Genomic DNA, 23,639 nt, shown 5'->3' on the forward strand with positions numbered 1-23,639 from the left:
TACGAGTGAGGGGAAAAGACTGTTTTAGCCTTTATGTGATCATTTTTAGACCTTCTGCTATAAAAATAAAAAGAATTCTTCTGTCATTAGGGGATTTCCTTATTCCTACAAGAGTTGTTGTTCATATCATAGAAAGCAGAATCACTGAAAGGAGGCTGGCCATATGGGTGTAAGCGAACGGTTTTTCCAGCTTGGTTCCCAGTGGAACGTCATTCACCTTCCTCAAAAACCAAATGGCTTTGGCATTCTTATCCTCGGTGACCGAAATCACTTTGTGCAGGAAAATACATCATTCTGGCTTCAGCACTATGGAAGAAACCAGCTTTTAACTGCCTTAAAGGATGAAGGATATACATTGTTTAATAGTCATCTTCATGGGAATCACTGGGGATGCGAAGATGCTGTTTTTAGTGCAAAGCAGCTCGTTCATCACACATTAAAACAAGAAATATTAAACCGGGAGATTCATGTGCTAGCAGAGGGGATGGGTGCACTCGTTGCTATGAGCCTTGCGGAAGAGATGCCAGAAGTGCTAAGATCCATTGCGCTCGTGAATCCATGTCTGCATCTCCATGCACAACGAGAGAGAGAAAAGGAACACAAATTCTTTTATAAGCAGCTGATCAAAGAATTAGCGAAGAGCTACGGTTGTTCTGAAAAGGAAGCGGAAACGTATCCGCTCCCAGCTTGCCCTGATCATGCTGCTCATGTACCAATTCACATATGGCAAAGACTAAACGGTGCACCTTATGCATATGAACTGCATGCAAAGCCTTTTATTGATCAGCACATGAAGAATCCAGAGCATTGTCAGATCGATCTCACCTTGCATATGTTTGATCATCCGAGAAGAATCTTTCAATCCATTCACAAGTTTTATAAATCGCATGAAAGAGAATTGTGATGAATAGGATGATAACAGCCCTTCATGGAAAGGGCTCTTCTTTTTATTCGATAAGCTAAAAAAGGGGACATGAACATGGAAACAGGACTGATCATAGGGGCAGATGAATTTTTTGGCCTAGCACTGTGTGAATATATGATGAAAGAGGGCATGCAAGTGGATATCACATGTCCTCATCACCAAACAAAAGAGCAAAAGATGTTATTAGAAGAACGAATGATGTGGCTTGGCAGAAATGATCTTTTCCGTGTTATTGACCTGCAGGATGGGAAAGACACGTACGATCTGATCTTTATTCAATCAGAAGAACCAGAAAAAAGACAAGAAGGCTTGAAAGCGACGCATGGCATATACCGTGTTCTTTATGAAAAAACTGAAGATAAATCATCCAATCAGAATGTGCCGGTAGTTATTCTACCTCGCATGTTTGGACCATGGACACTTGATGAAGAAAGAACGAAGCGTGAAGAAGCATTTTTTGTAGAAGATGTCGCAAGGGATTTGTACAATTGGGCATCAGGCGCTGAACAAAGACAGGAAATAACACATGAATTGAAGGTGGAGAGACAAACAGATGACAAACAAGCAGAAGAAATGATAGCAGAATGGAAAAGACAAAACTCAACATTTTTCGACAAAAAGCAAGAATGATCTTCCATCTTATCTTTTTTCAGTATAAAATAAACCTATATTTAACATACAGGTTCATGCCTGCATGTGGCAAAGGGAGTTGAACATGGCATGAAGTATCAGCGGCTTGTCATGATCTTTTCGTTCCTTCTCCTATTATCTGCCTGCTCACAGGCACCTTTAAAAGGACAGATTGAGAAGGTGGGTTTACTCGTCCCCGATACAATTAATGATCAAGTTTGGGGAACGAAAGGTTATAAAGGCTTATTAAATATTCAATCGACATTTGGTGTAGATGTTTATTATAAGGAAGGAATGGTCGACAAAGAGAAAATCGTTGATGCCATTGAAGAATTTCACAAAAAAGGAGTCAATTTGATTATTGGCCATGGCAGTGAATACAGCGAAATTTTCAATATCATTAGTGAAGATTATCCGAAAACGCAATTTATCACGGTAAATGGAAACAAGCCTCAGGCGGATAATGTTGCGAATGTGACATTTAAAGGTGAAGCGATGGGCTTTTTTGGAGGCATGACAGCAGCACATATGTCAAAGTCAAAAAAGATTGGTATTCTTGCTACATATGATTGGCAAAGCGAAGTAGACGGCTTTATCAAAGGTGCAAAATATCAAGATGAACATGTACAAGTACTTGCCGAGTTTGTCGAAAACTGGGATGATGCGGACAAAGCCGTGGAGCTCTATCAAAAATTGAAAAAACAGGGCGTAGATGTTGTATATCCAGCAGGTGATGGTTATAATATCCCTGTCATCGAACAAATCAAAGCCGATAATTTATCAGCGATCGGATATGTCACCGATCAATCCAACCTCGGTAGCCATACCGTCTTAACAAGCACCGTTCAGCATGTGGATAAAGCGTACAGTATTATTGCGAAGAAATTTAATGAAGGCAAGCTAAATGAACAAGGTGAGTACTCCTTTGACTTTAAAGAAGGAGTGATCGAAATGGGGAAATTTAGTTCCACCATTGACCGTGCTTTTTTGAAAGACATTGAAAGTGATATTGCGACTTACAAAAAAACGGGCAAACTGCCAAATGAAAAGTGAGGATACGACGATGCAACACGAAAAATCGATGGAGTTTTTACAAATTGCCATGAAGTATTTTCCGCAGGCAAAAGAAGAATTAGATAAAGCAGGTATTCAGCTTGAGCCTGAAGCTCTTCAGCCGCTTTTATCATTGTTTACATCTGTTATGCAAGAGGCATATGAGCTTGGAAAAGCAGATGCAGAATCAGAAAAAGCCACAGAATAGTGGCTTTTTTTTATGATAATTTTTTCTTGAAGGCACTAATCATAGGGCCAACATCTTTAAACACAGGCTTCAGCTCATCGATAGAGTTCATAATGTTCCCAATTTGATTCATGACATGCATGTAGTCAATGGAGTCTTCACTTGAGGTTGATTCCACGCGTTCCTCCTTTGTTTCTGTCTTGCTTTTCTCCTTTTCAAGCGGCTGACCAAACATCATCGCCGAAAAAATATCTTTTTGCGCCATATCAAATGCTCCTTTCTACTACTGGTATATCAATACTCTATGAAAAAAGTGAGAGGAAAGGATAGACGTTTGTATTGCCAAGGAGAAAAAAATAAGGTAAAATTAGTACCAGATACTAATATAAGATCACAATATCACATGCTCGTATGAGTAAAAGGAGTCTTATTCAATGAATGCTGGAATTATTGGCCTTGGCCGCTATATACCTGAAAAAGTGTTAACAAATCTTGATTTAGAAAAAATGGTTGAAACTTCTGACGAATGGATTCGTACTAGAACAGGTATAGAAGAAAGAAGAATTGCTTCTGATGATGTTAATACATCACATATGGCGCTTGCTGCTGCAAAAAAAGCATTAGCTGACGCAAATGTAGCTGCAGAAGATATCGATATGATTCTTGTGGCGACAGTCACGCCAGATCAAGCATTTCCGACAGTCGCTTGTATGATTCAAGAGCAGCTCGGTGCACATAAAGCATGTGCAATGGATATTAGCGCTGCGTGTGCTGGCTTTATGTATGGGCTTGTTACTGGAAAACAATTTATCGAATCAGGTACGTTCAAGCACGTGCTCGTCGTTGGCGTTGAAAAACTTTCTCGCATTACCGACTGGGATGACCGCAATACTGCTGTTCTGTTTGGAGATGGAGCAGGGGCTGCTGTGTTAGGAGAGGTCAGCGAAGGGAAAGGAATTCTCTCATTTGAGCTTGGAGCCGATGGAAGAGGCGGTAAGCACTTGTACTTAGATGAAAAAGATCATACAATCATGAATGGACGAGAAGTATTTAAATTTGCTGTAAGACAAATGGGCGAGTCAAGCGTAAACGTTATCGAAAAAGCTGGACTATCAAAAGAAGACGTTGACTTCTTGATCCCGCATCAAGCAAACATTCGCATTATGGAAGCAGCCCGCGAACGCCTAGAGCTGCCAGTTGAAAAAATGTCGAAAACAGTCCATAAATATGGAAACACATCAGCAGCATCCATTCCAATTTCACTATGTGAAGAAATTGAAGCCGGAAAAATTCATGACGGCGATGTGATTGTAATGGTAGGCTTTGGTGGCGGATTAACGTGGGGCGCAATCGCTATGCGATGGGGCCGATAAAAGAGTGAGGTGCACAAATTAATGGATAAAAAACGAGTAGTTGTTACAGGATTGGGTGCTTTGACACCTCTTGGCAACGATGTAGAATCAACATGGAAAAATGCTTTAGCAGGTGTATCAGGAGTTGGACCAATCACACGTGTCGACTCAAGTGAATATACAGCAAAAGTGGCTGCAGAATTAAAAGATTTTAACATTGAAGATTACATGGAGAAAAAAGAAGCACGAAAAATGGCACGCTTCACGCAATATGCAGTTGTTGCTGCTCAAAAGGCGCTAGAAGACTCACGTCTTGAAATCACAGATGAAATCGCACCACGTGTTGGTGTATGGGTTGGATCTGGTATTGGCGGACTTGAAACATTTGAAGAGCAGTTTGAAGTGTATTCAAATAAAGGAGCAAGACGCGTAAGCCCGTTCTTCGTTCCAATGATGATTCCAGATATGGCAACAGGCCAAATTTCAATTGCACTTGGCGCAAAAGGGGTTAACTCTTGTACTGTAACAGCATGTGCAACAGGTACAAACTCAATTGGTGATGCATTTAAAGTCATTCAGCGCGGAGATGCAGATGCGATGATCACAGGCGGAACAGAAGCGCCGTTAACAAAAATGTCGTTTGCTGGCTTCTGTGCGAACAAAGCTCTTTCGACAAATCCTGATCCAGAGACAGCAAGCCGTCCATTTGACAAAAACCGTGACGGATTTGTTATGGGTGAGGGTGCAGGGATTGTCGTCCTTGAAGAACTTGAGCATGCATTAAAACGTGGCGCGACGATTTATGCAGAAATCGTTGGATATGGATCAACTGGTGATGCGTATCATATTACAGCACCGGCTCCAAACGGAGAAGGCGGCGTCCGCGCAATGAAAGAAGCAATTCGAGATGCTGGTTTGTCTGTGGAAGAAATTGATTATATCAATGCCCACGGAACAAGCACACCGTACAACGATAAATTTGAAACAATGGCGATTAAAGAAGTGTTCGGAGAGCATGCAAATCAGCTTGCGATCAGTTCGACAAAATCGATGACAGGTCACTTACTTGGCGCAGCAGGCGGAGTAGAAGCTATTTTCTCTGTACTTGCGATTAAAGACAGCGTCATTCCTCCAACCATTAACCTTGAAACACCGGATGAAGAATGTGATCTTGATTATGTGGCAAATGAAGCACGTTCAAAAGAAGTACAAGTGGCTCTAAGTAACTCACTTGGCTTTGGCGGACATAATGCGACAATTATCTTTAAAAAATACGAAGCGTAATATTTCCTAAGAAGGCGGCGATCTATAATCAGATTGCCGCTTTTTTGCATATGATGAAAATGGAGGTGTTTAGCAGTATGGGTCTAGTCAATACACAATATCTCATTCATCAATCTTCATCATTTCAGGAGCTTGCATCGCGCTTTGTTCCTTATTTTAAAGGGGCGGAGGAAAAAGAATGGTCCTCTATTCTCTCCCACCTGCAGCATCACGGCATGATTCGGTCTTTTAAATCATGCAAAGACATGATCGACCAGCTCAAAGAAAAAGGGTACTTCCAGCTCGTTATGAAAGAATACAGGGCGCTGCAAAAGCAGTGGAAAGGCCCTGACATTCCAGTTTTTATTTTGCCAGTCAATGAGAGCAGCAGAGAAATTAGAGAGCAATTTTATTATCAATCCGGCATGGCATTTGACGACAAGGTCTTTCTGTTTTTGTCGCCAAATACCCCGAAAGAACGCATCGGTACATTGCTGACTCATGAATATCACCATGTATGCAGGTTACATTTTCTCACGAAAGAAGAAAAAGATTTTACATTCCTTGATACAATCATGATGGAGGGACTCGCTGAATATGCTGTGTATCATAGATACGGAGAAAGCTATACAGCCAAATGGACCACTCTCTATGACGAATCGCAGCTTCAGCGTATGTATCAGAAATGGGTATCCAGTCATCTTGATCAAAAAGTGCAGGACGACGAAAGACTGATACAGAACCTCCTTTATGGAAAAGGAAACTACCCCAAAATGCTTGGTTACGCCACTGGATTTTATATCGTGAAAAAGTATTTCAATGAACACAGAATCAGCGAGGAGTCTATGATTGCAGAGCCGTCCGAAACTTTTTTAAAGGCGATAGACTCACAAAGTGAATGATTCACATAAAAAGAGACATATTACAAATTTACTAAATTCTTCTTGATTTCGTCATAACAATGTAATAATATACAAATATAAATTTTGATAATTCTTTTTATTCAAAAAAGGCGGAATTTTTAGATCGATCTTGATTGATTGATGGTGAAAGGGGCGAATACATGACCACGCTGCTTGAAGTGCAGAACTTAAAAACCTATTTTTTTCGAAAAAAAGAAGCGATACCTGCTGTAGACGGCGTTGATTTCAGCATCAATAGAGGAGAAACTGTCGCATTAGTCGGTGAGTCTGGCTCTGGTAAAAGCATTACGTCCTTATCCATTATGGGCTTGATTAACGGCACTGGTGGAAAAATTATGGACGGTTCCATCAAGCTTGATGGCAAGGATCTCGTTACATATGGTGAAAAGGAATTATGCAACATTCGTGGTAATGACGTATCGATGATCTTTCAGGAACCCATGACCTCACTTAATCCCGTCCTAACCATCGGGGAACAAATAACAGAAATCCTCATCTATCACAAAAAACTTTCAAAAAAAGAAGCGACGAAAAAAGCGATTGATCTGCTGAAGCTTGTTGGTTTTTCCAGGCCGGAACAAATCATCAAAGATTATCCGCACCGTTTATCAGGCGGCATGCGGCAAAGAGTGATGATTGCGATTGCGCTAAGCTGTGATCCGAAGCTTCTCATTGCAGACGAGCCGACAACTGCCCTAGATGTTACGATTCAAGCCCAGGTGCTCACATTGATGAAAGATCTATGCACGACATTTGGTACATCGATTCTCCTCATTACGCATGATCTAGGTGTCGTGTCTGAAGTGGCAGATCGAGTCATTGTCATGTATTGCGGACAGGTTGTTGAAAATGGGACCGTCGAAGAATTATTTGATCAGCCGCTTCATCCTTATACAGAAGGGCTGCTTGAATCGATTCCTGTCATTGACGGAGACATACAGCCGCTAACAGCGATAAGAGGGAATGTCCCTGCACCAGATCAGCTTCCAGCCGGCTGCCGCTTTGCTCCTAGATGCCCGCAAGTGAAGGAGCGATGCCTAGGAGAGCTACCTAAGCTGAGGACTTTTGAAAATGGCAGAAGCGTGAGATGCTTCTTATATGAGGAGGCAGCCCAAACATGACCCTTGCTCAAAATCAACCACATGCAACAGATCTAATAGAGAAAGAAACCATTCTTGAACTGAGACAGATTAAAAAATATTTTCCGATTAAAGCAGGCGTCTTTCAGAAGAAAGTCGGTGCAGTCAAAGCTGTTGACGGCATAGATTTGAAGATTTATAAAGGTGAAACGTTAGGGATAGTGGGGGAATCAGGATGCGGTAAATCAACATTAGGCCGGACCATGATTCGTTTATATGAACCAACTGACGGTCAAATCCTTTTTAAAGGGCAAGATATCTCCCGCGTATCAGAATCAAAGCTAAGACAATCAACACGAAAAAACATTCAAATGGTTTTTCAAGATCCCTTTGCATCACTCAACCCTAGAAAAACACTTCGAAGCATCATCAAAGAACCCTACAAAACACATCACTTATATTCCTTAAAAGAAAGAAATGAAAAAGTAGAACAGCTTTTATCAAAGGTGGGCCTTCATCCAAGCTTTGCAAATCGCTATCCCCATGAATTTTCTGGCGGACAGAGGCAGCGAATCGGCATTGCTCGTGCGCTTGCTATGAATCCCGAAATGATCATTGCAGACGAGCCGGTATCAGCACTTGATGTATCCATTCAGGCGCAGGTGATTAATCTAATGGAGGAGCTTCAGGAGGAATTTGACCTGACCTATCTATTTATCTCTCACGACTTAAGTGTGGTTAGGCACATTAGTGATCGAGTCGGCGTGATGTATCTCGGCAAAATGATGGAGCTTGCCGATAAGCATAGCCTATACGATGAACCGCTCCACCCATATACACAGGCACTGCTTTCTTCAGTCCCAGTTACCCGTAAAAAGGGGCAGATCAAAAGAGAACGGATCATGCTTCAAGGCGATTTACCAAGTCCTGCAAATCCGCCAAAAGGGTGCGTATTTCACACAAGATGTCCGCATGCGAAACAAATCTGTCAAGAAGAAATACCAGCATTTCAAGAATTAAAACCAAACCACTTCGTTGCCTGTCACCTTTACGACGCTTAATCGGCTTGCATGATTTCATCTTTGAGAGGGGGGATGAAGCGGCATCTGTCGTCATTTTTAAAAAAGGATAGGGGGAATTGTATATGAATAGAAATAGAAAATCCATATTGATTAGTTTATTGCTGATCTTCACACTCATGCTTGCGGCTTGCTCTAGTGGAAATAAAACCTCTGGAGACAATGAAAAGAAATCCACCGGTAAACCTGTACAGGGCGGAGATCTTGTCATCGGCTCCATTGCAGAACCAACACTATTTAACTCGCTTTATTCAACAGATGTGGCGAGCTCTGATATTGAAGAAAGAATCTACAGCTTTTTACTTCAAACTGATGGAAAGCTGAACCCTCAGCTATCACTCGCAGAAGATATTAAAGAATCTGATGACGGGAAGCAGTTTGATGTGACCATTAAAAAAGGTGTAAAGTTTCATGATGGCGAGGAACTGACAGCTGATGATGTTGTGTTTACATACAGCATTCCGATCAATAAGGACTACAACGGGGAGCGCGGATCTGGCTTTGAAGTATTAGATTCTGTTAAAAAGACAGGAGATTACTCTATCGAATTCAAGCTCAATAAAAAAGATCCTTATTTCTATAATGTCACACTAGGAAGCTACGGCATTTTGCCTAAGCATATTTTAGGTGATGTGCCTGTAAAGGATCTCGGTGAAAATGAATTTAACCGAAAAAAACCAATTGGTTCAGGTCCATTTAAATTTGCCGAGTGGAAAGAAGGCGACTACGTGAAACTAGAAGCCTTTGACGATTATTGGGACGGACGCCCATACCTCGATACCGTCACGATTAAAACCATTCCTGATCAGAATGCAGCAATTGCCCAGCTTTCAGCAGGTGATATTGATTTCTTTGCTGTGCCGGGATCTGAGCTGCAAACAGCTGAAAAAATCAGCAACATTAAAATTGAATCTGATCTCGGACTCAATTATTCATACATTGGCTGGAATCAGAAAAATGAACTCTTTAAAAGTAAAAAAGTGCGACAGGCGCTCACACATGCCATTGACCGCCAAACGATTGTCGATCAAGTGTTGGATGGAGACGGCAAAGTAGCCAACATTCCAGAGAGTCCGCTGTCATGGAACTATCCAAAGAATGATCGTGTTCCAGTGTTTGAGTTTGATCAAGAAAAAGCGAAAAAAATGCTGAAAGAAGAGGGCTGGGAGGATACAGATGGAGATGGTTATCTTGATAAGGATGGCAAAAAATTCTCCTTTGTCATAAAGACCAACCAAGGAAACAAAGTTCGTGAAGACATTGCTGTCGTTGTCCAGCAGCAGCTCAAGGAAATTGGTGTGGAAGCGAAGCCACAAATTGTGGAATTCAGCGCACTTATTGAACAGACGACACCGCCTAAATGGGATTATGATGCGCTACTGCTCGGCTGGAGCCTTGCGACATTCCCTGACCAATACAGCATCTTCCACTCAAGCCAGTCAGAAAAAGGCTTGAATAACATCTGGTATAAAAATAAAGAGGTCGATAAGCTGTTAGTGGATGCCAAGAATTTAAGTGATCGAAAAGAATATTCAAAGGCATATGAAAAAATTTATGAACTGATTGCAGAAGATCAACCATATACGTTCCTTTACTATGCCAACTCACATCGCGCGATGCCATCTAATCTCCAAGGCTACTCATACCACCCGAAAGATGAGTATTACAAAATCGAGAAATGGTGGATTGAACAGTAGGCTGTTAGTGAAAGAAGAGGAAAGTTCTCTCCTTTAACATGAAGATAACCCCTTCCATCCCGTGTCAGTCTGGCGTGCTGGTGCTCACGATGATTACATTCACTGAGCACCAGTTAGATTGAAAGGGTTCTGATATCACATTGTAATGAAGACAGAGGGCTAAAAGAAAGATCCTTTTAGCCCTTTTTCATCACAGTATGGCGATCCGATGAAAAAGGAGTTGTGCATATGGTTACATATATCATTAGAAGGACACTGCTTTCCATTCCCATCTTATTTGGGATTACCATTTTGTCCTTCGCCATTATGAAAGCAGCACCAGGCGATCCAATGTCACTTATGATGGACCCAACCATTAGTGCGGCAGACCGGGAAGCTTTTATTGATAAGTACGGCTTGAACGATCCTGAATATGTGCAGTATATGAAATGGCTTGGCAATATGCTTCAAGGTGACTTTGGCACCTCCATTGTGAAAAAGGGAACGCCCGTGGCTGATTTGATTTTTGCTAGGCTGCCAAATACCCTCATCCTCATGATTTTTTCTACATTAGTCGCCCTGATTATCGCCATCCCATTCGGTGTTCTTTCAGCAAAACGTCCATATACAAAGCTAGACTACGGCATTACAGTTACATCTTTTATCGGACTGGCTATTCCGAATTTTTGGTTTGGACTCATTCTAATTATGGTGTTATCTGTGAATTTAGGATGGTTCCCGACAGGCGGCGTGTCTACCTTAAACACCGATTTTAATCTATTTGACCGGCTCCATCACATCATTTTACCAGCCTTTGTTTTAGCAACCGCTGATATGGCAGGGCTCACGCGGTACACAAGATCGAGCATGCTTGATGTCATGAGGCAGGATTACATTCGTACCGCAAGAGCGAAAGGCTTTCGAGAAAACAAAGTCATTTTCAAGCACGGGTTAAGAAACGGTCTTATGCCTGTCATTACAATTTTCGGATTGATGATTCCATCCTTTATTGGCGGCGCAGTCGTGGTGGAGCAAATCTTCACTTGGCCAGGATTAGGGAAGCTGTTTATTGATTCTGCCTTTTCGAGAGATTATCCGGTCATTATGGCGATGACTGTTATTTCCGCAGTGCTCGTGGTCGTTGGAAATTTAATTGCGGATATTCTCTATGCGATCGTTGATCCGCGTATTGAATATTAGAAGGGAGCTGAAGCACAATTGGCACAGCCTAATATGGGAACACCTCCTGTTGATCTCAAATTAAAAGAGGGACTTCCGCCAAAGCCAGAGACGATGCTGCGTTTATTTTGTGAGAAATTTTTCAAAAATAAATTGGCGGTTGCCGGCTCCGTGATCTTATTAATCATTATCTTTTCAGCCATCTTCGCTCCTGTGATTGCCCCTTACGCACCAGAGCAGCAAGATTTATTAAAACGGCTCCAGCCGCCAAGTGCAGAGCATTTGATGGGAACTGACAAGTTTGGCCGAGATATTTTCTCAAGGGTGCTTTATGGCGCGAGAGTCTCTTTATTAGTCGGTTTCGTCTCGGTGGTCGGTGCGATTACCATTGGCACTGTGGTCGGAGCGGTAGCAGGGTATTTCAAAGGATTTGTTGATTCCTTGTTAATGAGGTGTGTGGATGTTGTGTTGTCGATCCCTGACATTTTTCTCTTAATCACGCTCGTCACCATTTTCAAACCGGGCATTGATAAATTGATTTTCATCTTTGCTTTGACCGGCTGGACCACAACCGCGAGATTGATCCGCAGTGAATTTTTATCACTGCGAACAAGAGAATTCGTACTCGCAGCAAGAACCATTGGAACGAAAAACCATGTCATCATCTTTTCACATATTTTACCGAACTGTATCGGTCCTATTATTGTGTCAGCAACCCTTAAAGTAGGTTCCGTCATTTTGGCTGAATCAACGCTGAGCTATCTAGGATTTGGCATACAGCCGCCAACCGCGAGCTGGGGCAACATGCTACAAGATGCACAAAACTTCTCGATTATGGTGCAAGCGTGGTGGTATCCACTCTTCCCAGGTTTACTCATATTGCTGACCGTTTTATGCTTTAACTTCTTAGGTGATGGACTAAGAGATGCCCTTGATCCTAAAAAATTAAAGTAATTTGACGTACTTAAGTAACAAAAAATGTATTTTTATATCAAAAGTGGTTGAAAAAGGAAATTTGATATAGTACCATAGATTTACAGTGAATAAGAGATTGAGAGGGGGGCTCCTGATTGTCTGTTAATGTGGAAACACCAATTTCAGATGATGGTACAAACTTTTTTGGTTTCCAGTATAAAGAGATTTACTCACGTCTTTTATCTCAAAATGTGGATGTGGAAGTTGACTTTATTCAAAGAAAAATTCTTCAAAACTATGATCATCCGCACATTTTAGATTTTTGTTGTGGACATGGAAGACACCTGCTTAAACTTTGGCAGGCAGGTTTTCAAATAGATGGACTGGATATTAATCAGGATTTTTTGGCGCATATTGAAAAAGAGTCAAATCACCAAGTGACAACATTTTTAGAAGATGGAAGAGATTTTCATCCCCCTCGAACGTATGATGTTGTGCTTAATATGGAAACATCGATTGTCTATATGTCAGATGAGGAGAACATGAAAATGCTGAGGTCCATGTATTCATGTTTAAATGAAGGTGGAACATTGCTTCTTCATCTTGCAAATCGAGAATTTCTTATTAAGTATTTCCATCCACTTATCTGGTTTGGAGACGAAAAGACAGGCTATGCCTTAGAAAAAAGACAGTTAGATATAGTAAACAGCACTATTAAAATAGAACAAACAAGGATAGTGAATTACAAAACAACCAACCATGTCATCACAATGCGGTTATATAGTGTAGCTGAAATCACAAATATGCTAAAAGATGCTGGTTTTATCGTCAAACATATTTATGGAGATTTTGAAAGTAATTCATATAACGTAGAAGCTCACAACACGATACTTTTATGCACAAAATGAAGTATTAAAGGGGGTGAGTCATATGAAAACAAACGTTATTATCATCATCACAAAATAATTGATTTTTATATTCATTCTGAGAAGTGCGTGTTCAATCACACGCACTTTCTTACGTAAATAAATAGTTCAGACGAGAAGATTGAGAGGTTGATTTTATTGATCGCTATCCTGAAGCAGCCACAATTCCTTATGTTTTGTATGGGACAATTATTTTCCCGTTTTGGGGACGGTCTTACAACTATTGTCATCCTTTATGTAGTTGGAACTACATCGAATGATCCGTTATTAATTGGATTTGTGTTATTTTGTCAATATTCACCCATGTTTTTCTTTGGCTTATTTGGTGGTGTTGCGGCAGACCGATTCAAAAAACATCATATTATGATTGCAGCCGATTTATTTCGGTCTTTCATATTAATAGGAATGATCTTTAGTTTACACCATCCAGTGTATGTCATTATCCTCGTTTTTTTATCAGGTATAGGAAGTGCTTTTTTTTATCCAGCGCGCTCCTCGTATATTCCGGTTGTAGTGGGAGAAAAAAATATTACAGAAGCGATGGGGGTTTCTCAAAGTATTTATTCTGTTATGCAGATTGCGGGTCCTGGTATTGCAGGCCTACTTCTTCTTTTCTTTTCACCGACAGCTCTACTCATTATTGATATTTTTACTTATAGTCTATCCGCATGTTTTATCTTGCTGACGGCTGTACTTGTGAAAAAGAACAATAAGGAAGGGGAAGCGAGCCTTTCAACGTCTAAAGAAAAACAGTGGACGGCGATCAAGCAAGGATTGAAGGTCGTATTTCAATCAGCACCACTTGCTTTTTTAATCCTTTTATTAACACAAGTCATGTTTATCGCAGGAATTTTTAATACTACATCCAACTCTATTTTGCTGCACGAGTTTCAAGTATCAGGTTTTCATTTTGGGATGATTGAAGCATTTTCGGGTATCGGAGCCGTTATCGGTTCCATTTTAGGTCCTTACTTGCTTGGAAAAATCAAACCTGGTTATATTTTAATGACAACGACGATCTTTATGGGAATTTGGATGATGGTCATCATACCGGTTGAGTTTCTAGAAGCACTGTTTGGGTTACCACCAGTCTACCTTTGGGTGTTTGGTATCGGCTTAATGAATGCTTTCTTGAATGTGCCGATTAGCAGTTTATTTCTAGGGCTTACTCCAAATGCTTATAGAGGACGTGCAATGTCCATCTTACAAATGTTCTCTAACTTCGGTATCATTCTTGGATTAATCATCGCCGGTATGTTTTCAAAATATATTGGTGTCATTTGGATTACAGCCATCTCTGGCTTAGTACTGCTCGCTATCAGTTTATTCTCAATGCGGATGAAAGGTTTTTCCGCCTTATTAACTGTCACGAAAAAAAATAAAGACAAACCGTCAGTTGCCCAGCTTGAAGTTTAATAAAGTTGGAATAATTTCTCTATCCCTTGCCCATACTGTGGACAACAGTTTTTATAAAGTGAGGGATTGGTTATGTTATTTCTTCATGACGTATGGGTGAATTGGTTTGAAGGGGAAGAAAATGGCTACAATGTGTGTCATTTTCATGAGTGGCGTAAGGAGGACAGTGTGGAGCTGTTAGATCAAGTACCTTTACTTAAGGTGCAGAGTCCTTTGTATGATTACATAGAGAATGATCTTTCAGAACTACCGAAGACGCTGCTAGAATCTGTATTTGAGAAATCATATATTCGAAAAAATCATGAACGGCGTAAACTAGAATATTGCTTTGTGGTGACGGACGGTATCCGGATTATTGCGGTGGATACGATTGGGTATTCCATTCCTGTGAGGAAAAGCCGCTTAATTCCAAGGCAGGAGCAGTTGGTGTATGAAATGGTGAAAGATGTGAAGGCTGAGGAATATGAATTTTCTCAGGACAGTCTTGAGTCGTCGAAGGAGTATCATATTTTGTCTTTACCGCCGCAGCACATTAGCGGACTAACAAGAAAAGAAAGACAGTTGAAGCAGCTCATGTTTATGGCGCTCGATCAATTAAAAGGTCTTCAAAACAGGGCGGAGATTGCGTATTGGTATACGGAATGGAACCCGCGTATGTACAATCAAATTAAGCGAATGTCATTCGAAGAGATTTGGAACATGCTTTACAATGAAACCATTGATGGATGGTCAGAGAATCATTTAGCATTCTGTGAAAAAATGATTAAGGGACAGCCGTTTTTTGAAAAGCTTTGGGAAATGGAAAATGAATCAAAGGTGAATTAGAAAAAGCTTGCAGCATAATGTGCTGCAAGCTTTTTTTATTTGCGTTTTCTACCTAGACCCATTGCATTCTCCATTTTTTTCAGCATTTTATTTGCTGCGCGATTTGCTTTTTCAGCACCTTCGTCAAGAATGCGGTCAAGCTCATCTGACTCAATGAGTTCATAGTATCGATCTTGAATTGGTTTTAAAGCATCAACGACGACGTTCGCAAGATCTCCCTTAAATTCACCATACCCTTTGCCTTCATATTTTTGCTCAAGCTCTGCAATCGATATGTTGCCTAACACAGAATAAATCGTCAGTAAGTTCGCAATACCGGGCTTGTTCTCTTTGTCGTACTTAACGATGCCTTCTGAATCCGTCACAGCACTTTTGATTTTCTTTTCAAGCTGCTTTGGTTCATCTAATAAGGTAATGAAGGATTTTTGGTTCGGATCGGATTTGCTCATCTTTTTCGTTGGATCTGCTAACGACATAATCCGAGCGCCTTCTTTTGGAATCTTCACTTCAGGTACAGTGAAAATGTCATTGTATTTGCGGTTAAAACGTTCAGCAAGCGTTCTAGTCAATTCAAGATGCTGCTTTTGATCTTCTCCGACAGGGACTAAATCAGTACCATATAATAAGATATCACCAGCCATTAATGGGGGATACGTTAATAGTCCTGAAACAACCGCTTCCTTACCAGCAGATTTGTCCTTAAATTGGGTCATTCTCTCTAATTCCCCAATATAAGCAACACATTGAAGCATCCATCCTGCCTGGGCGTGAGCAGGTACCTCTGATTGGATAAACAATGTCGCCTTCTCTGGATCAAGTCCAACTGCTAAATAAAGAGCTGCTAAGCTTCTAATATTTTGGCGAAGAGCTAGCCTGTCCTGACTCACTGTAATCGCATGCTGGTCGACGACACAAAAATAGCCGTGATAATCATGCTGCAAATCGACAAATTGCTTCATCGCTCCGATATAGTTCCCCAATGTGACCGAACCGCTCGGCTGAATGCCTGAAAAAATTGTCTTCTTTGTCATACTAAAACCTCTTTTCCTCAATATAAAAAGGCCCACCCGTCACTTTTCAACAGAAAAGGGACGAATGAACCGTGGTACCACCCTTGTTATTTCACATGGAAATCACTCAAGACGTTGATATCGGAGACTGCTCCGTCTAAGCCTACTTACTTTCAAAAGTGTTCGGTTAGCTGCTCCAAAGCCCATTCCATATATGCCATTGTCTGCTCGCACCGACCGCAGACTCTCTATAAATGGTGAATATATGTACTCTTCTTTTTCATCGCAACAGTATAATTGAATTCATTATAATGAAGCAAAAATCAAAAGTCAAAGCCTATATATAATAAATGAAGAGCAGAATAAACATTTCAATTAATAAGCTAAAACCTATTATTTTCATGAAGGGAAAATTACTTTGGAAAGATGATGATAAATGTTTGTTTAAATCATCGTCAATAGTGCCCTTTTGCTTGTTTAATGAATCAAAAACCTTTCGAAAACTGTGAGCTGTTTGATCAAAAAAACCACTTTTTAAAGTGATTAACGATAACCATATTAGCAAAGTGATCGATGCTAAATAAAAAGTGATGTTAATCATACTTAAGAGAGAGAGGTGCCCATAAAAAATGAAACTTAAAATAAATACAAGGCAATTAGAACTAATTAAAAGAATAAAAAATCTGATAACAATCACTCCTGTGCATTAAAACTTTACTGTACTAAAATAGCAATAAAAACATTTAATTCGAGACTTTCACTATATAAGAAAAACGAAACAAGGAATTAAGCAGTTGTTTTAACAAAATTCTTGATATCAGTTTACAATGAATCATGAAGATTGCCAATTGTATAGACAGGATTACTTCTGATTAGGTATTTCAGATCACAAAATTAAAGGGAAATACCCAATTTGTTTCAATTTTTTAATAAATTTATTAAAAAATCATCGAAATATGAAAATTTTCTTAAAAAAATGAATGCACAATTACTTATTTGCTAGTATAATAGTTCCTGTAGTTCATTTATGAAGGGGAGGTCAACAACTAGATGAAAAAGTCTAAATTTTCACTGCTTTTAGTTTTTTTATTGGTGCTGACTATTTTTGTATCTGCATGTTCAGGTAAACAAAGTAGCGACAAGGGCACTGCATCCAAAGATTCAAAACAAGAGGCTACAATTTTAGAATCACAGGAAATGCCTGCAATGGATACAATCCAAGCAAGCGATACAATTAGTTTCACAACTATGAATAACGTTTTTGAGGGTTTGTATCGATTCAATGATAAAGAAGAATTAGTACCTGGTATGGCAGATGGCGAACCAGTAGCTAACAAAGATAAAACAGTTTATAACATTAAACTAAAAGATGCCAAATGGTCTAATGGTGATCCAGTTAAAGCTCAAGACTTCGTTTATGCTTGGCAACGTGCTTTAGATCCAGATCAAAAGTCTGAGTATGGCCCATATATGATGGTTGGTAAAATCAAAAATGCTGATAAGGTTTACAACAAAAAAGCAAAGCCTGATGAACTAGGGATTAAAGCTGTAAGCGATAAAGAATTGCAAATCACACTTGAAAAACCAATTCCTTACTTCCAATCTCTACTTTCATTCCCAACTTTCTATCCAGTGAATGAAAAGTTCGTTAAAGAACAAGGTGATAAATATGCGAAAACTGCAAAGAACCTTGTATACAATGGACCGTATGAACTTTCTGCTTGGGATGGACCACAAGCAACAACTTGGGAATACAAAAAGAATGAAGAATATTGGGATAAAAAGAATGTCTCTATGACAAAACTTACTTTTAAAGTATCTAAAGATCCACAAGCAGCAGTTAACGCATTCGAAGCTGGAGAAGCTGATATTACACCTAAATTATCAACTCCTGCAATCATCTCTCAGTACGAAGGTGATAAGCGAATGAAAAGATTACTAGAACCTACTGTGTTCTGGTTGAAAATGAACCAAGGAAATAAATCATTAAAGAATGAAAATGTTCGTCGTGCAATTGCAACAGCAATTGACAAAGAAGCGTTTGTAAAAGATGTATTGCAGAATGGTTCAGTTGCTGCATACTATCAAATTCCAAAAGACTTTGTACATGATGAAAACGGAAAAGACTTCCGCGATGGAATGCCTAAATACTTAGAAACAAACAAAGATGAAGCTAAGAAACTTTTCGAAAAAGGTCTAAAAGAATTAGGAACGTCTAAAGTAACGCTTAATTACTTAGGTGATGATTCTGAGACTGCTAAAACAATCGGAGCTTTCATTAAAGATCAGCTTGAGAAAACTTTACCTGGCTTAGATATTAATATTCAAAGTGTTCCTTTTGCTACTCGTATTGATCGTGATAAGAAAGAGGATTACGATCTACAGATGGCTGGATGGGGCCCAGATTATCTTGACCCGATCACATTCTCTGACTTATTTATCACAGGTGGTGGGAACAACCACATGGGATACTCTAATAAGAAATATGATCAACTCTTAAAAGATGCATCTGGTAAGTTAGCTGCTAAACCTGAAGAACGCTGGAAAGCTTTACAAGAAGCTGAAAAAGTATTACTACAAGATGACGCAGGACTTTCACCAATCTATCAGAGAGCAACTAATTATCTGATTAGTAACAAAGTTAAAGGATTTGTCATTCACAAGGTGGGACCAGAATTCAGCTACAAATGGATGAAAATTGAAGGATAATTAACAATCTTATAGAAAAGAGAGTGTATTCTCTGAATATACTCTCTTTTTCACTGAAAGAAATATGTCGAAATATACAGAAAAGTCAGTTTTATCAGGAGGTGCAAGTATGCTGAAATACTTAATTAGACGGGTTGGCTTCATGGTCGTTACCCTCTTCATCATTGTTTCAATCACTTTTTTCTTAATGAAACTCATTCCGGGTTCTCCTTTTGTTAATGCTCAAAAATTGTCAGAAGCACAACAAGCTGTACTTAATGCAAAATATGGGCTAGATCAGCCTATTCCAGTTCAATACTTTCACTACTTGATTAATACATTCACTGGAGATTTAGGTGTTTCATTCCAATTCAACAATACCTCCGTAACAGAACTTCTTTCATACCGAGTAGGACCATCTGCTGTCCTAGGCCTTCAAGCGATTATTATAGGAACGATTGTTGGTATCTTCTTGGGAGTAGTTGGAGCTTTAAGGCAGAACACATGGATAGATTATTCTGCTACTTTCTTGGCAGTTATCGGTAAATCAATACCGAGTTTTGTATTCGCGGGATTACTTCAGTACTTTATTGCGGTGAAATTAGGTTTACTACCAACTCAATTTTGGAATGGATTCGAGTATACAATTTTGCCCACAATAGCATTAGCTATGTTCCCTATCTCCATTTGTGCACGCTTTATGCGAACAGAAATGGTTGAAGTTCTTGAGACAGATTATATTTTACTAGCAAAGGCCAAAGGAGCAGGCTATTTCGAATTAGCATTTAAGCATGCAATGAGAAATGCGTTGATCCCTGTTGTTACAGTTCTTGGTCCACTAACTGTTAGTTTAATGACGGGATCTCTCGTAATAGAGAAAATCTTCTCAATTCCTGGAATTGGTGAGCAGTTTGTTAAAGCTATTACTGTAAATGACTATCCAGTTATTATGGGAACAACAATTTTATTCGCCGTTCTTTTTGTTGTGGTTGTATTTATTGTCGATATTCTATATGGAATTATCGATCCGAGAATTCGTGTAGCAGGGGGTAACAAATGATGAAACAGCAAGAAGAAAATATTGATAAAAGTCTATTTGAACCCGCTGGTGTTGATACATTTTCTGCTGAAAAAATTGAGAAACCTAGTCTGAATTATTGGCAAGACGCATGGCTTAGAATCAAAAAGAATAAAGCCGCAGTTGTAAGTTTAGTGATTTTATTTTTAATTGTATTCATGGCTATCGTCGGACCATTAATTAGTGGTAAAGATTTTAGTACTCAGACAACGTCTGAAGCGAACTTACCTCCTCGAATCCAAGGATTAGAGCACGTTAGCTTCCTTCCATTTACTGGGGAAAGAACGCTGAAAAGTGGTGATGTGGTCAACCCTTATGAACAAAAAGGAATTGATCATTACTACTGGTTTGGTACGGATAATCTTGGGAGAGATCTATTCACACGTGTGTGGAAAGGAACTCAAATCTCACTGCTTATTGCTGTTGTTGCAGCTGTGATCGATTTAATTATTGGTGTTGCTTATGGTGCAATTTCTGGTTATTTTGGCGGGAAAATTGATAATGCGATGCAACGTGTTCTAGAGGTTCTAATGGGTATTCCCAACTTGATCGTTGTCATATTAATGATTCTCGTCTTAAAGCCAGGGATTATTCCAATTATTATTGCTCTAAGTATTACCGGGTGGATCAGTATGGCCAGGGTTGTACGAGCCCAAGTCATGAAGCTGAAAGAACAGGAATATGTACTAGCCGCTAGAACTTTGGGATTAAGCAACTTTAAAATTATCTTTAAACACATGTTGCCTAACTTAACAGGTGTGATGATTATTAATACAATGTTCACCATTCCTAGTGCAATTTTCTTCGAAGCATTCTTAAGTTTTATTGGGTTAGGTCTCCAAGAGCCACAAGCTTCACTAGGGACGCTAATTGAAGACGGATTTAAATCAATGATTGCTTTCCCATATCAAATGGTTTATCCAGCAATTATCATTAGTGTTATCATGATCGTCTTTAACCTTGTTGCCGACGGTGTGAGAGATGCACTTGATCCAAAAATGAAAGATTAGTACGGGACGGTGATGATGATGAATAAACAAGAAACCATTCTAAAAGTAAATGATTTAAATATCTCATTTCACACGTTTGCTGGTGAAGTCAAGGCAATAAGAGGTGTGAATTTTGAATTAAAGAAAGGTGAGACGCTTGCCATTGTTGGAGAATCTGGTTCAGGAAAATCGGTTACTTCAAAATCAATCATGGGGTTGCTTCCTAAATCTAACTCTGAAGTGAAAAAAGGCGAGATTTTGTTTCAAGACAAAAACTTAGCAAAACTTTCTGATAAACAAATGCAAAAAATACGTGGGAAAGATATTGCAATGGTCTTTCAAGATCCAATGACCTCATTAAATCCTACAATGACAATTGGCAAACAAATTATAGAACCAATTTTAAAACATCAAAATGCTAGTAAAGAAGAAGCTAGAAAAAGAGCGCTTGAGCTACTCAGCCTTGTAGGTATTCCAAAACCTGAACAAAGGTTTAAGCAATATCCTCATCAATTTTCAGGTGGTATGAGACAAAGGGTTGTGGTGGCAATTGCTCTTGCTTGTAATCCTAAAATATTAATTGCTGATGAGCCGACAACAGCGTTAGATGTTACAATTCAAGCGCAAATTTTAGAACTGATGAAGGATCTACAAAAGAAAATTGAAACATCGATTATCTTTATTACGCATGATTTAGGGGTCGTTGCGAATGTAGCTGATCGTGTAGCGGTTATGTATGGTGGTCAAATTGTCGAGATTGGTACAGTTGATGAGATTTTCTATAACCCACAGCATCCTTATACTTGGGGATTATTAAGCTCTATGCCTAGTCTGGACGCAAAAGAGGAGAAATTATTTGCTATACCTGGTACGCCGCCAGACTTGCTAAATCCTCCAAAAGGTGACCCGTTTGCTGCTAGAAATCAATATGCGATGAAAATCGATTTTGAACAGCAGCCGCCTTTATATCAAGTGTCAGAAACGCATTATGCAGCTACATGGCTATTACATCCTAATGCGCCCAAAGTAGAACCTCCTGAATCGATTAAGCAAAGAATGCGACAATTTAAAGCGCAAAAAGGGGGGGATCACATTGAGTGAAAAAGATGTTATTTTACAGGTGAATAATCTTAAGCAATATTTTAATGTGGGCAAACCAAATGAAGTAAAAGCTGTTGATGATGTTAGCTTCGATATTTATAGAGGAGAAACTTTGGGGCTAGTAGGTGAGTCTGGTTGCGGTAAGTCGACTACTGGAAGAAGTATCATTCGTTTGTACAATGCAACAGATGGTGAGGTTATTTTTAATGGACAGAATGTTCATGATAAAAAATCGACTGCTGATCTGAAGCAATTTAATCGAAAAATGCAAATGATCTTTCAGGATCCATATGCCTCACTCAATCCAAGAATGAAAGTTGAAGACATCATTGCAGAAGGCATCGATATTCATGACCTAGCAAAAACAAAGCAAGCACGTAAAGAGCGTGTGTACCAATTGCTTGAAACTGTTGGCTTGAACAAAGAGCATGCAAACAGGTACCCGCATGAATTCTCTGGTGGTCAAAGGCAGCGTATTGGGATTGCCCGTGCATTAGCGGTTGAACCAGATTTCATTATTGCCGATGAACCAATCTCTGCATTAGATGTGTCGATCCAAGCACAGGTCGTCAACTTAATGAAAGAGCTTCAAGAAGAAAAAGGATTAACGTATTTATTCATTGCCCATGACCTGTCTATGGTAAAATACATCAGCGATCGTATTGGCGTAATGTATTTCGGGAAATTGGTTGAGCTGGCACCAGCGAATGAATTATACGAAAACCCGCTTCATCCATATACAAAATCATTACTATCTGCGATTCCGCTTCCAGATCCAGATTATGAGCGTAATCGCAAACGAATCAAGTATGATCCATCTGTTCACAAAGGAACGAACACTGAGTTCCGTGAAGTGAAGCCAGGCCACTTTGTGAGCTGCACAGAGGAAGAATTCAAAGAGCTTCAGGCAAAACAATCATAAGAGAGAAGAAGCGCTGCTACGTCAGTGCTTCTTTTTTTATTTTACAAAAGAATGCGATGATGGTAATTTCTAGTTAACAACAAACGGGTTCTAGGAGGAAATCAGATGTCGATATGGAAGACGTTTCGCTATTCATTCTTTCACTTTCTCATTGTATTCATGCTTTTTTCAACGTCTTTTTTGAGAAAGCCAAATGGAGTGCAGTGGATGCTCATATTTATGGTGTTCATTGGCATTGCGTCTTTTTCCGTGGAATATATGCTTCACCGGAAATTAAGCAATCAGAAAGAGGAAGCACGCCGCAGGAAGTATCTTTATTTCATCATGTTTCAAACTGGGCTGGCACTCATCCTGTTTGTCTGTTTTCAATTACTCATGAATCGTTCGATATAAAACTTTTTTCTGTTGTTTGAAAAAAAGTGA

24 protein-coding genes and 1 other annotated feature are annotated in these 23,639 nt (G+C 39.6%); of the genes, 21 read left to right on the forward strand and 3 right to left on the reverse strand.

The genetic code is table 11. From position 1 onward, the window contains the following. Positions 1–163: 163 nt before the first annotated feature. The 4 genes from MKX52_RS05380 to MKX52_RS05395 all read left to right on the forward strand — a co-directional run bounded on the left by MKX52_RS05380 (position 164) and on the right by MKX52_RS05395 (position 2,816). A complete protein-coding gene (locus MKX52_RS05380) occupies positions 164–904 on the forward strand; it encodes a hypothetical protein (RefSeq protein ID WP_342491624.1) in 741 nt (246 codons plus the stop codon). A gap of 75 nt (positions 905–979) precedes the next feature. Further along, positions 980–1,555 carry a nad binding enzyme gene (locus tag MKX52_RS05385; RefSeq protein ID WP_342491625.1) on the forward strand — a complete coding sequence of 192 codons (576 nt, stop codon included), beginning with the start codon at positions 980–982 and terminating at the stop codon, positions 1,553–1,555. Between the two features lie 90 nt (positions 1,556–1,645). After that, the gene (locus tag MKX52_RS05390) at positions 1,646–2,608 is read left to right on the forward strand and encodes a BMP family ABC transporter substrate-binding protein (protein ID WP_211063171.1); all 963 of its coding nucleotides are present in this window, start codon (positions 1,646–1,648) and stop codon (positions 2,606–2,608) included. Positions 2,609–2,618: 10 nt separating this feature from the next. Then, positions 2,619–2,816, forward strand: a complete 198-nt coding sequence (locus MKX52_RS05395) for a ComZ family protein (RefSeq protein ID WP_003211983.1) — start codon at positions 2,619–2,621, stop codon at positions 2,814–2,816. 10 nt (positions 2,817–2,826) lie between these two features. Here MKX52_RS05395 and MKX52_RS05400 read toward each other — a convergent pair whose 3' ends face one another. After that, entirely contained in the window at positions 2,827–3,060 is a 234-nt protein-coding gene (locus MKX52_RS05400; protein ID WP_088002067.1) for a hypothetical protein, read from the reverse strand. 169 nt (positions 3,061–3,229) lie between these two features. Here MKX52_RS05400 and MKX52_RS05405 point away from each other — a divergent pair, with 169 nt between their 5' ends. The 11 genes from MKX52_RS05405 to MKX52_RS05455 all read left to right on the forward strand — a co-directional run bounded on the left by MKX52_RS05405 (position 3,230) and on the right by MKX52_RS05455 (position 15,428). Continuing rightward, a complete protein-coding gene (locus MKX52_RS05405) occupies positions 3,230–4,168 on the forward strand; it encodes a beta-ketoacyl-ACP synthase III (RefSeq protein ID WP_106041570.1) in 939 nt (312 codons plus the stop codon). 21 nt (positions 4,169–4,189) lie between these two features. After that, the gene (fabF, locus tag MKX52_RS05410) at positions 4,190–5,431 is read left to right on the forward strand and encodes a beta-ketoacyl-ACP synthase II (protein WP_012009553.1); all 1,242 of its coding nucleotides are present in this window, start codon (positions 4,190–4,192) and stop codon (positions 5,429–5,431) included. A 77-nt stretch (positions 5,432–5,508) separates the two neighbouring features. Further along, complete coding sequence (locus tag MKX52_RS05415; RefSeq protein ID WP_119124687.1) at positions 5,509–6,312, forward strand: DUF2268 domain-containing protein; 804 nt, start codon at positions 5,509–5,511, stop codon at positions 6,310–6,312. A gap of 161 nt (positions 6,313–6,473) precedes the next feature. Further along, positions 6,474–7,454, forward strand: a complete 981-nt coding sequence (locus MKX52_RS05420) for an ABC transporter ATP-binding protein (RefSeq protein WP_342491626.1) — start codon at positions 6,474–6,476, stop codon at positions 7,452–7,454. Beyond that, positions 7,451–8,473, forward strand: coding sequence for a dipeptide ABC transporter ATP-binding protein (locus tag MKX52_RS05425; RefSeq protein ID WP_144522755.1), 1,023 nt, complete (start codon positions 7,451–7,453; stop codon positions 8,471–8,473). The genes MKX52_RS05420 and MKX52_RS05425 overlap by 4 nt, the downstream gene beginning before the upstream one ends. Positions 8,474–8,556: 83 nt before the next feature. Continuing rightward, positions 8,557–10,188, forward strand: a complete 1,632-nt coding sequence (locus tag MKX52_RS05430) for a peptide-binding protein (protein ID WP_342491627.1) — start codon at positions 8,557–8,559, stop codon at positions 10,186–10,188. A gap of 228 nt (positions 10,189–10,416) precedes the next feature. Continuing rightward, positions 10,417–11,367, forward strand: coding sequence for an ABC transporter permease (locus tag MKX52_RS05435; protein WP_012009558.1), 951 nt, complete (start codon positions 10,417–10,419; stop codon positions 11,365–11,367). A gap of 33 nt (positions 11,368–11,400) precedes the next feature. Continuing rightward, positions 11,401–12,300 (forward strand): oligopeptide ABC transporter permease, encoded by a 900-nt coding sequence (gene opp4C, locus MKX52_RS05440; RefSeq protein ID WP_251184202.1) that lies wholly within the window; start codon positions 11,401–11,403, stop codon positions 12,298–12,300. A gap of 116 nt (positions 12,301–12,416) precedes the next feature. Next, on the forward strand, positions 12,417–13,169 hold the full coding sequence (locus MKX52_RS05445) for a class I SAM-dependent methyltransferase (RefSeq protein ID WP_342491628.1): 753 nt from the start codon (positions 12,417–12,419) through the stop codon (positions 13,167–13,169). Between the two features lie 147 nt (positions 13,170–13,316). Further along, positions 13,317–14,603: an MFS transporter gene (locus MKX52_RS05450; RefSeq protein ID WP_225970062.1), complete on the forward strand. Its 1,287-nt coding sequence runs from the start codon at positions 13,317–13,319 to the stop codon at positions 14,601–14,603. A 72-nt stretch (positions 14,604–14,675) separates the two neighbouring features. Then, complete coding sequence (locus MKX52_RS05455; RefSeq protein WP_012009562.1) at positions 14,676–15,428, forward strand: YjbA family protein; 753 nt, start codon at positions 14,676–14,678, stop codon at positions 15,426–15,428. A gap of 35 nt (positions 15,429–15,463) precedes the next feature. Here MKX52_RS05455 and trpS read toward each other — a convergent pair whose 3' ends face one another. Both trpS and MKX52_RS05465 read right to left on the reverse strand, forming a co-directional pair. Further along, the gene (gene trpS, locus MKX52_RS05460) at positions 15,464–16,459 is read right to left on the reverse strand and encodes a tryptophan--tRNA ligase (protein WP_012009563.1); all 996 of its coding nucleotides are present in this window, start codon (positions 16,457–16,459) and stop codon (positions 15,464–15,466) included. 53 nt (positions 16,460–16,512) lie between these two features. Further along, positions 16,513–16,731: a binding site (T-box leader), on the reverse strand. A 44-nt stretch (positions 16,732–16,775) separates the two neighbouring features. After that, entirely contained in the window at positions 16,776–17,039 is a 264-nt protein-coding gene (locus MKX52_RS05465; protein WP_224925152.1) for a DUF3899 domain-containing protein, read from the reverse strand. 449 nt (positions 17,040–17,488) lie between these two features. On the opposite strand from MKX52_RS05465, the gene MKX52_RS05470 reads away from it, so the two are divergent. From MKX52_RS05470 to MKX52_RS05495, 6 genes are all read left to right on the forward strand, one after another. After that, entirely contained in the window at positions 17,489–19,147 is a 1,659-nt protein-coding gene (locus MKX52_RS05470) for a peptide ABC transporter substrate-binding protein (protein WP_342491629.1), read from the forward strand. A gap of 109 nt (positions 19,148–19,256) precedes the next feature. Continuing rightward, entirely contained in the window at positions 19,257–20,186 is a 930-nt protein-coding gene (opp3b, locus tag MKX52_RS05475) for an oligopeptide ABC transporter permease (RefSeq protein ID WP_088003069.1), read from the forward strand. Beyond that, positions 20,186–21,214 (forward strand): oligopeptide ABC transporter permease, encoded by a 1,029-nt coding sequence (gene opp3C / locus MKX52_RS05480; RefSeq protein WP_041816208.1) that lies wholly within the window; start codon positions 20,186–20,188, stop codon positions 21,212–21,214. Before opp3b ends, opp3C begins: the two co-directional genes overlap by 1 nt. A gap of 18 nt (positions 21,215–21,232) precedes the next feature. Beyond that, positions 21,233–22,294 carry an ABC transporter ATP-binding protein gene (locus MKX52_RS05485; protein ID WP_342491630.1) on the forward strand — a complete coding sequence of 354 codons (1,062 nt, stop codon included), beginning with the start codon at positions 21,233–21,235 and terminating at the stop codon, positions 22,292–22,294. Beyond that, positions 22,287–23,216 carry an ATP-binding cassette domain-containing protein gene (locus MKX52_RS05490; protein ID WP_119124693.1) on the forward strand — a complete coding sequence of 310 codons (930 nt, stop codon included), beginning with the start codon at positions 22,287–22,289 and terminating at the stop codon, positions 23,214–23,216. Before MKX52_RS05485 ends, MKX52_RS05490 begins: the two co-directional genes overlap by 8 nt. Before the next feature lie 105 nt (positions 23,217–23,321). Next, positions 23,322–23,609, forward strand: coding sequence for a hypothetical protein (locus MKX52_RS05495; protein ID WP_151020705.1), 288 nt, complete (start codon positions 23,322–23,324; stop codon positions 23,607–23,609). Positions 23,610–23,639: the final 30 nt, after the last annotated feature.

The sequence above is a fragment of the Bacillus sp. FSL R5-0422 genome, from assembly GCF_038610765.1.
In the GTDB taxonomy this organism is placed as follows: domain Bacteria; phylum Bacillota; class Bacilli; order Bacillales; family Bacillaceae; genus Bacillus; species Bacillus pumilus_O.

What these genes read in the sequence shown, in the direction of transcription:
- MKX52_RS05380 (WP_342491624.1), top strand. Translation starts at nt 164, where the DNA reads ATGGGTGTAAGCGAACGGTTTTTCCAGCTTGGTTCCCAGTGGAACGTC.
- MKX52_RS05385 (WP_342491625.1), top strand. Translation starts at nt 980, where the DNA reads ATGGAAACAGGACTGATCATAGGGGCAGATGAATTTTTTGGCCTAGCA.
- MKX52_RS05390 (WP_211063171.1), top strand. Translation starts at nt 1,646, where the DNA reads ATGAAGTATCAGCGGCTTGTCATGATCTTTTCGTTCCTTCTCCTATTA.
- MKX52_RS05395 (WP_003211983.1), top strand. Translation starts at nt 2,619, where the DNA reads ATGCAACACGAAAAATCGATGGAGTTTTTACAAATTGCCATGAAGTAT.
- MKX52_RS05400 (WP_088002067.1), bottom strand. Translation starts at nt 3,060, where the DNA reads ATGGCGCAAAAAGATATTTTTTCGGCGATGATGTTTGGTCAGCCGCTT.
- MKX52_RS05405 (WP_106041570.1), top strand. Translation starts at nt 3,230, where the DNA reads ATGAATGCTGGAATTATTGGCCTTGGCCGCTATATACCTGAAAAAGTG.
- fabF (WP_012009553.1), top strand. Translation starts at nt 4,190, where the DNA reads ATGGATAAAAAACGAGTAGTTGTTACAGGATTGGGTGCTTTGACACCT.
- MKX52_RS05415 (WP_119124687.1), top strand. Translation starts at nt 5,509, where the DNA reads ATGGGTCTAGTCAATACACAATATCTCATTCATCAATCTTCATCATTT.
- MKX52_RS05420 (WP_342491626.1), top strand. Translation starts at nt 6,474, where the DNA reads ATGACCACGCTGCTTGAAGTGCAGAACTTAAAAACCTATTTTTTTCGA.
- MKX52_RS05425 (WP_144522755.1), top strand. Translation starts at nt 7,451, where the DNA reads ATGACCCTTGCTCAAAATCAACCACATGCAACAGATCTAATAGAGAAA.
- MKX52_RS05430 (WP_342491627.1), top strand. Translation starts at nt 8,557, where the DNA reads ATGAATAGAAATAGAAAATCCATATTGATTAGTTTATTGCTGATCTTC.
- MKX52_RS05435 (WP_012009558.1), top strand. Translation starts at nt 10,417, where the DNA reads ATGGTTACATATATCATTAGAAGGACACTGCTTTCCATTCCCATCTTA.
- opp4C (WP_251184202.1), top strand. Translation starts at nt 11,401, where the DNA reads ATGGGAACACCTCCTGTTGATCTCAAATTAAAAGAGGGACTTCCGCCA.
- MKX52_RS05455 (WP_012009562.1), top strand. Translation starts at nt 14,676, where the DNA reads ATGTTATTTCTTCATGACGTATGGGTGAATTGGTTTGAAGGGGAAGAA.
- trpS (WP_012009563.1), bottom strand. Translation starts at nt 16,459, where the DNA reads ATGACAAAGAAGACAATTTTTTCAGGCATTCAGCCGAGCGGTTCGGTC.
- MKX52_RS05465 (WP_224925152.1), bottom strand. Translation starts at nt 17,039, where the DNA reads ATGATTAACATCACTTTTTATTTAGCATCGATCACTTTGCTAATATGG.
- MKX52_RS05470 (WP_342491629.1), top strand. Translation starts at nt 17,489, where the DNA reads ATGAAAAAGTCTAAATTTTCACTGCTTTTAGTTTTTTTATTGGTGCTG.
- opp3b (WP_088003069.1), top strand. Translation starts at nt 19,257, where the DNA reads ATGCTGAAATACTTAATTAGACGGGTTGGCTTCATGGTCGTTACCCTC.
- opp3C (WP_041816208.1), top strand. Translation starts at nt 20,186, where the DNA reads ATGAAACAGCAAGAAGAAAATATTGATAAAAGTCTATTTGAACCCGCT.
- MKX52_RS05485 (WP_342491630.1), top strand. Translation starts at nt 21,233, where the DNA reads ATGAATAAACAAGAAACCATTCTAAAAGTAAATGATTTAAATATCTCA.
- MKX52_RS05495 (WP_151020705.1), top strand. Translation starts at nt 23,322, where the DNA reads ATGTCGATATGGAAGACGTTTCGCTATTCATTCTTTCACTTTCTCATT.